This window comes from Pseudomonas sp. NFACC08-1, from assembly GCF_900106735.1.
Classification (GTDB): domain Bacteria; phylum Pseudomonadota; class Gammaproteobacteria; order Pseudomonadales; family Pseudomonadaceae; genus Aquipseudomonas; species Aquipseudomonas fluorescens_Q.
This window is the reverse complement of record NZ_FNNL01000016.1, coordinates 56,112-67,784: the sequence shown is the minus strand read 5'-3', so window position 1 is coordinate 67,784 and position 11,673 is coordinate 56,112. Positions and strand designations below refer to the sequence as shown.

The following is an 11,673-nucleotide window of genomic DNA, read 5'->3' as shown; positions in this document are numbered from 1 at the left end:
TGACCGCGCTCTGCCGAGGGAAACCCTGATTGCTGCCGAACCACCGCCGAGCTATTGCCGATCATCGGCGATGACCCGTGTTCAGGGCCGTTGGTCGCGGCGCACTGCCGGTTTGCCCAGCGAAGCTAAGCTTCTCAATGGGGAGTGAGTCTTATCTTCAATGAGGTGAGGGATGGTTGAATCACAACGAAAAGTCGCTACACCTGAGTTGTACGAAAAACTGATCGATCGTCTCGGGGTGGCCCTGGACGCTGCAAGAACCGCCGGTCGCTTGCGTGATGAGCGCCCGGTAGAGCTGGAACTGCGAGGCTTGAGCCCCGCAGAGTTCGAACTGGTCAAGGCTTACCTTGAACAGGCCGGACATAACCCCCCCACCAGTGGGGCCCAGGTACTCAAGCGTCTCGAAGCGCCCCGTTCGGCCAAGGTTGTGTGGCTCAAGGACCGGACGCCTGATAAGGATGCAGTAAAGATCCGGTCGCTGCAGTTCAAGTAAAGCCGGATTCACGCGTGTCGCTTTTTTTGGTTCAAGGCTTTTTCGAATCTGTTGTCGCTTTGCGTCAACCCCCTTAGGCTTCGGGCATCTATGGAGATGCCCGATGCCCTTTCGCTATTTCATCAAACAACTTCTATTGCCGCCCGGCATTCTTCTGCTGCTGTTGGCGCTCGCCTGGTGGTGGCGCCATTCTCGGCCGCGCCTGGCCCGCCTGTGTTTCGCCGTGGGCCTGGGCGGTTTCTGGTTGATGAGCCTGCCGGTGGTGGTGCAGTGGAGCGCCAAGGCATTGGAGCGTGAGCCGCCGCTGCTGCGCAGTGAATGGGCGACCCTGGCCCAGCGTGCCGACGCCATCGTGGTGCTGGGTTCCGGTCGCGAGCGCGGTGACCTGGCCTGGGGTTCCGACCAGCCCACCGGTGTCGGCCTCGAACGCCAGCGTTATGCGGCGCGACTGGCCAAGGCGTCGGGCTTGCCCGTGCTGACCACTGGCGGCTTGCACTACGGCACCCCGCCCAGCGAGGCCAAGTTGATGGCCGACTCGATGCTGGAGGATTTTGGCGTCAACGTGCGTTGGCAGGAAGGACGTAGCCGCACCACCTGGGAAAACGCCCAGATGAGCGCCGAGATCCTGTTGCCGGAAGGCATCAAACGGGTTGTGGTGGTGACCCAGGCGTGGCACATGCCGCGGGCGGTCTGGAGTTTCGAGCGGTCAGGATTTGAAGTGGTGCCGGCGCCTGTCGGCTTCCTGGGCCCGGACAATGCCCGGCCACTGGGTGGCTGGATGCCGGAGTTCAAGTCGATCTGGCAGTCCGGGCAGTTGATGAATGAGGCGATGGGGTTGTTGGGGTATTGGTTGTTCTATCGCTGAGCATACGAAATGTGTGGGCCGAACATGGTTGTGGCGAGGGAGCTTGCTCCCGCTGGGCCGCGAAGCGGTCCCCCTAAAAACAGGGCCTGCTGCGCAGCCGAGCGGGAGCAAGCTCCCTCGCCACAAGAGCTCAATGGTCTTCCAGAGTGGGTAGTCGCCTGCCTTGTGCAGACATCCAATGCATGGGTGTTCGCCAATGTCATGGGCTAGCGAGCTTCTGTGGCGAGGGAGCTTGCTCCCGCTCGGCTGCGCAGCAGACGCCACTGTCGCCGGGCTGGAACATCTTCAGTGGTTGGGAAAAACGGGGCGGCTGCGCCACCCAGCGGGAGCAAGCTCCCTCGCCACAAGGGGGGGGCAGAGGCCTTAAACGGTCTTGGCCATCCGGCTCGCCATCAACGCCCAGCCCAACAGCGACAGGCACAAAATGATCAGCGGCCATGAGCGCCATTGCAGGTACGGCGTCAGGTCGTGCATCGGCACCACTTCGCCGTACAGGATGCCACGCTCGAATTGCGGGATCTGTGCGGTGATCTGGCCGAAGGGGTTGATCAGCCCGGTGACGCCGTTGTTGGTGGCGCGGATCATCCAGCGACCGGCTTCCAGGGCGCGCATCTGGGCCATTTGCAGGTGTTGCAACGGGCCGATCGAGGTGCCGAACCAGGTGTCGTTGCTGATGGTCAGCAACAGGTCGCTGCGCGCTGACAAGCTGGCGGCAAATTCCGGATAGACCACTTCATAGCAGATGAACGGCGCGATCTGGTAACCCTTGGCTTGCAGCAGTGGCTGGTCGGCCGGGCCCCGGGCGAAGTCCGACATGGGCAGGTCGAAGAAGGCGATCAGGCCGCGCAGGATGTCCTGTAGCGGCACGTATTCGCCAAACGGCACGAGCTTTTGCTTCAAGTAAGTACCGTCGCCTTCGCCGGTCACGGTGATGCCGTTGAAGTAACGCTTCTCGTGGCGCACCAGTTGGCGAATCGGCACACCGGTAATCAACGCCGAATGCCGCTCGGCGGCGAAGCTGCCCATCATGTCCAGATAACCCTGGGCAGATTCCTTGAGCACCGGTACTGCGGTTTCCGGCCAGATCAACAGGTCGACGCGCTTGGACGCAAAGCTCATGTCGCGGTACAGCGCCAACTGCGCGTTGAGCTGCTCGGGGTCCCACTTCATGCTTTGTTCGATGTTGCCCTGGATCGCCGCGACGCTCAGCGGGTCGCCCGAAGGACTGGTCCAGGCATGGCCCTTGAGGGCCAGGCCGGCCACCCATGGGCCGATCAGCAGCATCACGCCCGCGGCGATAAAGCCCTTGCGTCCGGTGCGGATCAACCGGGGCGCGTTGTACAGCAGCGCGGCGGTCAAGGCCAGGGTGAAGGAGATCAGCCACATCCCGCCCAGCGGCGCGAGGCCGGCCAGCGGGCCGTTGAGCTGGCTGTAGCCGGAGTACAGCCAGGGGAACCCGGTGAGGAACCAGCCGCGGAAAGCTTCCTGGCCCAACCACAGCGCGGCGAACGCCAGGGCATCGGCCAGCGGCGCCTCGTTGCGGCGCAACCAGCGTGCCCACAGCCAGGCGGGCAGGGCGAAGAACCAGGCAATGGCGGCGATGAACAGCAGCATCAATAACCCGGCGAGCAGCACCGAGGCGCCGCCGAAGTTGTGGATGCTGACGTAGATCCAACTGGTGCCGGCACCAAACAGGCCAAAACCGAAACACCAGCCTCGGCCCAGGGCCTGGTGTGGCGAGAGCTCGCGCAGCCCGGCGTAGAACAAGCCGACCGCCAGCAATGCCAGCGGCCAGAGGTCGAACGGCGCCAAGGCCAGGGTGGTGATCGCACCGGCCGCCATGGCCAGCAGGTTACCGGGCCAGCCGGGGCGGGTTATCCAGCGCATTTTTGTCCTTAGCGGGTCTCGCAGGGGTTATCGGCCAATGGGCGACAGGCGCAGCAAGTGAATCCGACGGCTGTCGGCATTCAGGATGCGGAAGCGCCAGGAGCCGATTTCCGTGGTTTCGTTGCGCTTGGGCAGATGCCCGAAAGCACTCATCACCAGGCCGCCAACGGTGTCGAACTCATCGTCGGAGAATTGGCTGTCGAAGAATTCGTTGAAGTTCTCGATCGGCGTCAGGGCCTTGATCAGGAAGTCGCCGCTGGGCAGGGGCTTGATGTAGCTGTCTTCCTCGACGTCGTGCTCGTCCTCGATGTCGCCGACGATCTGCTCGAGGACGTCTTCGATGGTGACCAGGCCGGCCACGCCGCCGTATTCGTCGATGACGATGGCCATGTGGTTGTGGTTGGCGCGGAATTCACGCAGCAGCACGTTCAGGCGCTTGGACTCGGGCACGAAGGTGGCCGGGCGCAACAGGTCCTTGATGTTGAAGCTGTCGCCGTTTTCCTGAAGGATCAGCGGCAGCAGGTCCTTGGCCAGCAGCACGCCCATGACGTCGTCATGGCTCTCGCCGACGACCGGATAGCGCGAGTGAGCGGAGTCGACCACGGCGGGCAAAAATTCACGGGGGGTCTGGGTCGCCTTGATGCTGACCATCTGCGAGCGCGGGACCATGATGTCCCGGACTTGCAGGTCAGCGACCTGGATGGCGCCTTCGACGATGGCCAGCGCTTCGCTGTCCAGCAGTTTGTTCTGGTGTGCATCGCGCAGCAGCTCCAGCAGCTCCTGGCGGTTTTTCGGCTCATGGGCAAAAGCCTGGGTGAGCTTGCCCAGCCATGACTTCTGCCCGTTGCTCGATCGATCTTCGCTCATAGCGATTACTCTGAATCCTTTGTCGTTACAGGTTGATGTATCAGTGTTCGTCGCCGGCGTAGGGATCGGGATGACCCAGCTCTGCAAGCAACGTTCGTTCCAGTGCTTCCATTTCTTCGGCTTCGTCATCTTCTATATGGTCGTAACCCAGTAGATGCAAGCAGCCGTGAATCACCAGATGGGCCCAGTGAGCCTCGGAGGTCTTGTCTTGTTCGGCTGCTTCACGCTCCACCACCGGGACGCAGATCACCAGATCGCCCAGCAGTGGGATGTCGAGCAGTTCGTCGGGTACGTCGGCGGGGAACGACAGCACGTTGGTGGCGTAGTCTTTCTGCCGCCAGGTGTGGTTCAGTTCACGGCCTTCGGGCTCGTCCACCAGGCGGATCGTCAGCTCCGAGTCGGCGCTGCGCTGGCGCAGGGCCAGTTCGCACCATTGGCGGAACTGGGCTTCGCTGGGGGCGGCGTGTTTGCAGGCCACTTGCAGGTCGAGTTCAAGCATTGTGGCGATTGCCTTTGCCTTCAGGCGCATCGTCGGCCTCGCGATGCTCGAAGCGCTCGTAGGCTTCGACAATGCGCTGGACCAACGGATGACGCACCACGTCCTTGGGCATGAAGTGCGTGAAACTGATGCCCGGCACGTCCTTGAGCACCTGGATCACATGGTTCAGCCCGGACTTGGTGCCGCGGGGCAGGTCGACCTGGGTGATGTCCCCGGTGATGACGGCGGTGGAGCCGAAGCCGATGCGGGTCAGGAACATTTTCATCTGCTCGACCGTGGTGTTCTGGCTTTCGTCGAGGATGATGAAGCTGTTGTTCAGGGTCCGACCACGCATGTAGGCCAGCGGCGCGACCTCGATGACCTGGCGCTCGATCAGCTTGGCGACGTATTCGAAGCCGAGCATTTCATACAGCGCGTCATAGAGCGGGCGCAGGTACGGGTCGATTTTCTGGGCCAGGTCGCCGGGCAGGAAGCCGAGTTTTTCACCCGCTTCGACCGCCGGTCGCACCAGCAGGATACGCCGCACCTGTTCACGTTCCAGCGCATCGACGGCGCAGGCCACGGCCAGGTAGGTCTTGCCGGTACCGGCCGGGCCGATGCCGAAGTTGATGTCGTTGCCCAGGATTTCCTTCACGTAGCGCTGCTGATTCAAGCCGCGCGGGCGAATCATGCCTTTTTTCGTGCGCAGGGCCACGGCAGGTTCCGACGGGGCATGGTTGTCGAGTTCTTCGACAGCCGACTCCTGCAGGAACAGGTGGACCGTATCCGGCGACAGCTCGCTCCCCTTGGTTTCCCGGTAGAGACGGCGCAGCAGGTTTTCCGCGGAGGTGGTGTGCTTGGGTTCGCCGATCAGTTCGAACTGGTTTCCGCGATTGCGGATCTCGATGGCCAGGCGCTGTTCGATCAAGCGCAGGTGCTCGTCGAATTGCCCGCACAGATTGGCGAAGCGGCGAGCCTCAAAGGGCTCGAGAATAAAGCGATGTGGTTCGATGGGTGCGTTCAAGGTCGTTTTTAGCCGCCCGGGGGCAATTAAGGTGAAATCAAGGATAACGCCAGTAGGCTGGGTGCGAAAGCTCTTAAACAGGCGAATCTGATCACAGGGCTTGGCACGGTCCTTGTGGGAGCGAGCTTGCTCGCGATGGGGCCCTCACATTCAACATTGATATTGACTGTCGCACCGCTATCGCGAGCAAGCTCGCTCCCACAGGAAGTGTGGGGTTACTGGATCAGTGAACCGCGCAGGGAGTGCGGTTGCGCGGCGTCGATGTGCACGTCGGCGAACTGGCCGATCAGGGCCGGGGTGTCGCAGCGGAAGTTGACGATGCGGTTGTTTTCGGTACGTCCTTGCAGCTCGCCGGGGTCTTTTTTCGAATAATCGGTCACCAGAATCCGCTGGACGGAGCCGACCATTTGTCGGCTGATCTCGAAACCTTGCTGGTTGAGGCGATGTTGCAAGGCGTTGAGCCGCTCCTTTTTCAGTTCTTCGGGCGTGTCGTCCGCCAGGTCGGCCGCCGGAGTGCCAGGACGCTGGCTGTAGACGAAGGAATAGGAGAAGTCGAAGCCCACGTCTTCGATCAGCTTCATGGTCTGCTGGAAGTCTTTCTCGGTTTCGCCAGGGAAGCCGACGATAAAGTCCGAGCTGATGCAGATCCCCGGCACTGCTGCGCGCAACTTGCGCAGCTTGGATTTGTACTCCAGCGCCGTGTGGTTGCGTTTCATGGCCGCAAGGATCCGGTCGGAGCCCGATTGCACCGGCAGGTGCAGGTGCTTGACCAGTTCGGGGACTTCGGCGTGGGCCTGGATCAGGCTGTCGGAGAACTCCAGCGGATGAGACGTGGTGTAGCGGATGCGGTCGATGCCATCCACCGCTGCCACGACGCGGATCAGTTCGGCGAGATCCGCCAGGCGCCCGTCATGGGTCAGGCCGCGATAGCCGTTGACGTTCTGCCCCAGCAGGGTCACTTCGCGCACGCCGTTTTCCGCCAGGTGGATGATCTCGGCGAGCACGTCGTCGAACGGTCGGCTGACTTCTTCACCGCGGGTGTAGGGCACCACGCAGAACGTGCAGTACTTGCTGCAACCTTCCATCACCGACACGTAGGCACTTGGGCCGTCGATACGCGGTTCGGGCAGGTGGTCGAATTTTTCGATTTCCGGGAACGAAACGTCCACTTGCGGCAGCTTGGTGCTGCGGGCGGCGTCGATCATCTCCGGCAGGCGGTGCAAGGTCTGCGGGCCAAAGACCACGTCCACGTACGGCGCGCGATCACGAATGGCCGCGCCTTCCTGGCTGGCCACGCAACCGCCCACGGCGATGACCATTTCCGGGTTGGCCAACTTCAGTTCGCGCCAGCGGCCGAGCTGGGAATACACCCGGTCCTGGGCGCGTTCGCGAATCGAGCAGGTGTTGAGCAGGATCACGTCCGCGTCTTCAGCGCGGGCAGTGACTTCCAGGGCCTGGTGTTCACCCAGCAGATCGACCATGCGCGAGCTGTCGTACTCGTTCATCTGGCAACCGTGGGTTTCGATGTAAAGCTTCTTGGCCATGGACGGGATCATCACGTGATTCAAAGAACCGCGCATTATAGGGAACAAGTCCCCCGGTTCCTACCGCTGTGCGAGCAGTGGCTATGCTATAGTTCGCGCCCTCATTTTTACCCGCCGATGTGTTTCGCCAGCCATGACCAAACGTGAAGCTCCAATCTACAAGGTGATTTTCCTCAACCAGGGCCAGGTGTTCGAAATGTACGCCAAGCAGATCTATCAAAGTGATCTGTGGGGTTTCCTGGAAGTGGAAGAATTCGTCTTTGGCGAGCGCACGCAAGTGGTCGTCGATCCGAGCGAGGAAAAGCTCAAGGCGCAGTTCGAAGGCGTGGTGCGCAGCTTCGTGCCGATGCATTCGATCGTGCGCATCGACGAAGTCGAACGCCTGGGCACCCCGAAAATCAGCGAAGCCCGCGGTGCGGTCGGCAATGTGATGCCGTTTCCGATGCCGATGCCTGAGAAGTAACTCTCGGCTCTTGGCAAGACGAGTCTCTAAGGTCGGGCACAGTCCTTGTGGCGAGGGGATTTATCCCCGCTGGGGCGCGAAGCGACCCTAAAGCCTGACACTGCGGTATTGGAGTTCGATTGAGTTGACGGATTTGGGGCCGCTTCGCAGCCCAGCGGGGATAAATCCCCTCGCCACAGGGGGCCGCAGTGAACTTAGGGCAGTGGCGAGAAGGGCGTACGCCCATCGGCGTTCTGCAATTCCATCAGGTATTTGCGAAAGATCTGCCCCAGCACCTGGGTGGCCACTTCCAACTCGTCACGGGGCATTTGCTCGGCGACTTCGTCGGCGGTGTCCAGGGCTTCTTCGGCGCCGTTGACCGCGGCCATCTTCAGGACGATATAGGCCTGGACGTTGTTGGCTGGCACGCCTTCGCCATGGAAGAACATGCCGCCGAGCTTGAATTGCGCCTGGGCATGGCCTTGCAGCGAGGCTTTTTCGAAGTAGTCGAGGGCTTTCTTGAGGTCGCGCGGCGCAGCCTTGCCTTCGTAGTAGAACTCGCCCAACTCGTATTGCGCTTGTGCATCTCCTGCGTCCGCCGCTTTTTGACAGGCGTCGAGTGCCGGTGCGAGATCTTGTGGCTGGGTATTGAGCGTGCAACGGCCCAGCGCCGGGATCAACAACGAGTTACCGCCTGCCTGTGCATTCGCGAGCAGGGGCTGAAGGAGCAACAGGCAGCCCAAGGCAAGGGTGCGGCCGGTGCGGTTCATGGGAATCGACTTACCTCTGAGGGGCGCGCGGACCCTCCGGGGGATCCAATAAGCGCGCATTATGAAATAAGCAGGGCCATCCTTACAAAGTCTTTACTCGTTTTTCTGCTGCGAGGGAATGCTAATAGCTGCTTCGGGCATAAATACGTAGGAAAAAGGCGGGAGGTTGTCAGCAATCGCTGACGCCAGCTTCAGCCGGCGTCAGTTATCCACAGGCTTACTTCAGCGCGGCAAACGCCCGTTCGGCCGCATCGAGGGTGATCTTCAGCTCGGTCTCGCCATGGGCGATGGAGGTGAAACCGGCTTCGAATGCGCTCGGGGCCAGGTACACGCCGCCGTCGAGCATCAGGTGGAAGAAGCGCTTGAAGCGGTCGGCGTCGCTGGCCATCACGTCTTCGAAGGTGACGATGTCATCGGCGCCACTGAAATACAGGCCGAACATGCCCCCGGCCTGGGTGGTCACGAACGGAATGCCGGCCGCGTCGGCACGAACCTGCAAGCCGTCGAGCAGGCGCGTGGTGTAGTCGGTCAGTTCGGCGTGGAAGCCCGGGCGGCTGATCAGGCGCAGCGTGGTCAGGCCGGCGGCCATGGCCAGTGGGTTGCCCGACAAGGTGCCGGCCTGGTAGACCGGGCCCAGCGGCGCGATGCATTCCATGATCTTGCGCTTGCCGCCGAAGCAGCCGACCGGCATGCCGCCGCCGATGATCTTGCCGAAGGTGCTCAGGTCCGGCGTGACGCCGTAATGGGCCTGGGCGCCGCCGAGGGCCACGCGGAAACCGGTCATCACTTCATCGAAAATCAACACCACGCCATGCTGGTCGCACAGGCTGCGCAGGCCTTCGAGGAAACCCGGTGCCGGCGGCACGCAGTTCATGTTGCCGGCCACTGGCTCGACGATGATGCACGCCACTTCCTGGCCGACTTCGCCGAGCATCTTCTCGACTTCTTCGAGGTCGTTGAATGGCAGGGTCAGGGTGTGTTTGGCGAACGCTGCCGGTACGCCTGCCGAGCTCGGCACGCCTTGGGTCAATGCGCCAGAACCGGCCTTGACCAGCAGGCTGTCGGAGTGGCCGTGGTAGCAGCCTTCGAACTTGATGATGCTGTCGCGGCCGGTAAAACCCCGCGCCAGGCGGATCGCGCTCATGGTCGCTTCGGTGCCGGAGCTGACCATGCGCACCATTTCCATCGACGGCACGATCGAGCAGACCAGGTCGGCCATCTCGGTTTCCATCGCGGTCGGGGCGCCGTAGGAGAGGCCGTGTACCAGTTGCTTGCGCACCGCATCCAGCACGTCCGGATGGCTGTGGCCGAGGATCATCGGGCCCCAGGAGCCGACGTAATCCACATAGCGCTTGTCGTCTTCGTCGGTGACGTACGCGCCTTCGGCGTGCTTGAAGAACAGCGGGGTGCCGCCGACGCTCTTGAACGCACGAACGGGCGAGTTCACGCCGCCGGGGATGTGTTTCTGGGCATTGGCAAACAGGGTTTCGGAACGGGACATGGTTGGGCTCTCGAAAACGGAAAATAGACTATTTGATCTGCAGCAGCTCATTGAAGGCGCGGGCGCGGCGCGTCACTTCAGTGGTGCTGTCGGCGCCGAACAGGCCGTGGACCACCGCCAGCAGGTCGACCCCGTGGGCCACCAGCGGGGCGGCATTGTCCAGGGTGATGCCGCCAATGGCGCACACCGGGATATGCAGTTTGAGGTGCGCCTGTGCGAGCAGTTCAAGGTTTGCGCTGGGGGCGCCGGGCTTGGTGTTGGAATTGAAGAAACGCCCGAACGCGACATAACTGGCGCCTTCGCTGGCGGCCTGTTCGGCCAGTGCCAGGCTGGCGTGGCAAGTGGCACCGATGATCGCCTTGTGCCCGAGCAGTGCCCGCACTGGCGCCAACGGGCCATCGGTCTGGCCCAGGTGCACGCCAACGCCCAGGCGCGCGGCCAGTTCGGCGTCGTCGTTGATGATCAACTGGGTCTTGTAGCGTTCGCACAGGTTGCGCAGTGCTTCGGCTTCCCGCAGCCGGCGGGCCTCGTCGCTGCTTTTGTCGCGGTATTGCAGCAGGGTGACGCCACCTTCCAGCGCCGCTTCTACATAAGCGAGGAACTTGCCGGCCAGCAATTGGCTATCAGTGATGGCGTAAAGGCCACGTAATTTCATTCCACAGGCCTCCGGTGCTACGAGCAGAAATCCAGCGGCAGGCGACGCGGTACGAACTGGCCTTTGCCCAGTTGTTCGGCATCGCGCAGGGTGCGCCAGGTGTAATCCAGTGCCGTCTTGACGGCGCTGGCGAGCTGTTCGCCCTGGGCCAGCCGACCGGCCAGGGCGCTGGCCAGGGTACAGCCGGAACCGTGGTAGCTGCCGGGCAGACGCTGGCAGGTAAAGGTTTCGCGCCCGCCGTCACGGCTGTACAGGCGATTATGGACTTCATGTTCGTCGCCGTGACCACCGGTGATCAACAGGTGTTTGACGAAGGGCAGCAGTTTTTCCGCGCACTCGTCGGCACTGCCCTCGGGCAATTCAGCAAGGATGCGTGCTTCAGGCAGGTTGGGGGTGGCGATGATTGCCAGGGGCAGCAGGCGTTCGCGCATGGCGTAGCCGACCTCATCCTTGCCCAGGCGCCCGCCACCACCGGCGCGCAGCACCGGGTCGCAGACCATCGGCAGGTGCGGGTGCGCCTGGAGCAGTTCGACCACCGTGTCGACCATTTCCAGTGAGCCAAGCATCCCCAGCTTGACCGCTGCCACCTGGGCATCGTTGAGCACGGCATTGGCTTGTGCCAGTACCCACTCTCGGTCGAGCACTCGGAAATCGCTGACGTTGACGGTGTCTTGCACGGTCAATGCGGTAACGGCAGGGGCGGCATGACAACCCTGGGCGAGCAGGGCTTCGATATCTGCCTGCAAGCCGGCGCCACCACTGGGATCGTGGCCGGAGAGACAGAGGACAACGGGGCGAGAGCTGTAGATATTCATGGTGCGCGAGCTTACCACCAAACCCTTTCGATCGGCGCACGCCCGTAGTAAGGGAAGCAGCTATAGGCAGGATTTATTTGTGGCGAGGGGATTTATCCCCGCTGGGCTGCGGAGCGGCCCCAATACCCATCGCCTCGGTATAATAGACAGTTTGAATGGGGGCGCTTCGCACCCCAGCGGGGATAAATCCCCTCGCCACAGAACCCTGGGCCTGATCAAACAAACGAGAGCCTGGCTCCCGGGTCGTATTGCAATCTGACCAAAGCAACAGCTCTATTTCAATGCTTAGCGCTGTAACGCCCGTTCTAGAGCCTTCTGTAGGAAAAATTTCA

12 protein-coding genes are annotated in these 11,673 nt (G+C 62.1%); 3 read left to right on the top strand and 9 right to left on the bottom strand.

What is annotated here, in order from left to right:
• Positions 1-172: 172 nt before the first annotated feature.
• A complete protein-coding gene (locus BLU76_RS26015) occupies positions 173-493 on the top strand; it encodes a hypothetical protein (RefSeq protein ID WP_063324238.1) in 321 nt (106 codons plus the stop codon).
• A 103-nt stretch (positions 494-596) separates the two neighbouring features.
• A complete protein-coding gene (locus tag BLU76_RS26010) occupies positions 597-1,358 on the top strand; it encodes a YdcF family protein (RefSeq protein WP_092149981.1) in 762 nt (253 codons plus the stop codon).
• Positions 1,359-1,721: 363 nt separating this feature from the next.
• On the opposite strand, the gene lnt is transcribed toward BLU76_RS26010, so the two are convergent.
• From lnt to miaB, 5 genes are all read right to left on the bottom strand, one after another.
• Complete coding sequence (gene lnt / locus BLU76_RS26005; protein ID WP_092224997.1) at positions 1,722-3,245, bottom strand: apolipoprotein N-acyltransferase; 1,524 nt, start codon at positions 3,243-3,245, stop codon at positions 1,722-1,724.
• Between the two features lie 27 nt (positions 3,246-3,272).
• On the bottom strand, positions 3,273-4,112 hold the full coding sequence (locus BLU76_RS26000) for an HlyC/CorC family transporter (RefSeq protein WP_003205870.1): 840 nt from the start codon (positions 4,110-4,112) through the stop codon (positions 3,273-3,275).
• A 40-nt stretch (positions 4,113-4,152) separates the two neighbouring features.
• Positions 4,153-4,611, bottom strand: coding sequence for an rRNA maturation RNase YbeY (gene ybeY / locus BLU76_RS25995; protein WP_092224995.1), 459 nt, complete (start codon positions 4,609-4,611; stop codon positions 4,153-4,155).
• Positions 4,604-5,614 (bottom strand): PhoH family protein, encoded by a 1,011-nt coding sequence (locus tag BLU76_RS25990; protein ID WP_063324241.1) that lies wholly within the window; start codon positions 5,612-5,614, stop codon positions 4,604-4,606. Before BLU76_RS25990 ends, ybeY begins: the two co-directional genes overlap by 8 nt.
• 215 nt (positions 5,615-5,829) lie before the next feature.
• Positions 5,830-7,158: a tRNA (N6-isopentenyl adenosine(37)-C2)-methylthiotransferase MiaB gene (gene miaB, locus BLU76_RS25985; RefSeq protein WP_170862100.1), complete on the bottom strand. Its 1,329-nt coding sequence runs from the start codon at positions 7,156-7,158 to the stop codon at positions 5,830-5,832.
• Positions 7,159-7,291: 133 nt separating this feature from the next.
• On the opposite strand from miaB, the gene BLU76_RS25980 reads away from it, so the two are divergent.
• Positions 7,292-7,621 (top strand): DUF1820 family protein, encoded by a 330-nt coding sequence (locus BLU76_RS25980; protein WP_003185742.1) that lies wholly within the window; start codon positions 7,292-7,294, stop codon positions 7,619-7,621.
• A gap of 194 nt (positions 7,622-7,815) precedes the next feature.
• On the opposite strand, the gene BLU76_RS25975 is transcribed toward BLU76_RS25980, so the two are convergent.
• The 4 genes from BLU76_RS25975 to BLU76_RS25960 form a co-directional block, all read right to left on the bottom strand.
• Entirely contained in the window at positions 7,816-8,370 is a 555-nt protein-coding gene (locus tag BLU76_RS25975) for a tetratricopeptide repeat protein (RefSeq protein ID WP_003205863.1), read from the bottom strand.
• A gap of 217 nt (positions 8,371-8,587) precedes the next feature.
• Entirely contained in the window at positions 8,588-9,871 is a 1,284-nt protein-coding gene (gene hemL / locus BLU76_RS25970; RefSeq protein WP_058546736.1) for a glutamate-1-semialdehyde 2,1-aminomutase, read from the bottom strand.
• A 28-nt stretch (positions 9,872-9,899) separates the two neighbouring features.
• Positions 9,900-10,526 (bottom strand): thiamine phosphate synthase, encoded by a 627-nt coding sequence (thiE, locus tag BLU76_RS25965; protein ID WP_063324243.1) that lies wholly within the window; start codon positions 10,524-10,526, stop codon positions 9,900-9,902.
• 17 nt (positions 10,527-10,543) lie between these two features.
• A complete protein-coding gene (locus BLU76_RS25960; protein ID WP_003205858.1) occupies positions 10,544-11,341 on the bottom strand; it encodes a hydroxymethylpyrimidine/phosphomethylpyrimidine kinase in 798 nt (265 codons plus the stop codon).
• Between the last annotated feature and the right edge of the window lie 332 nt (positions 11,342-11,673).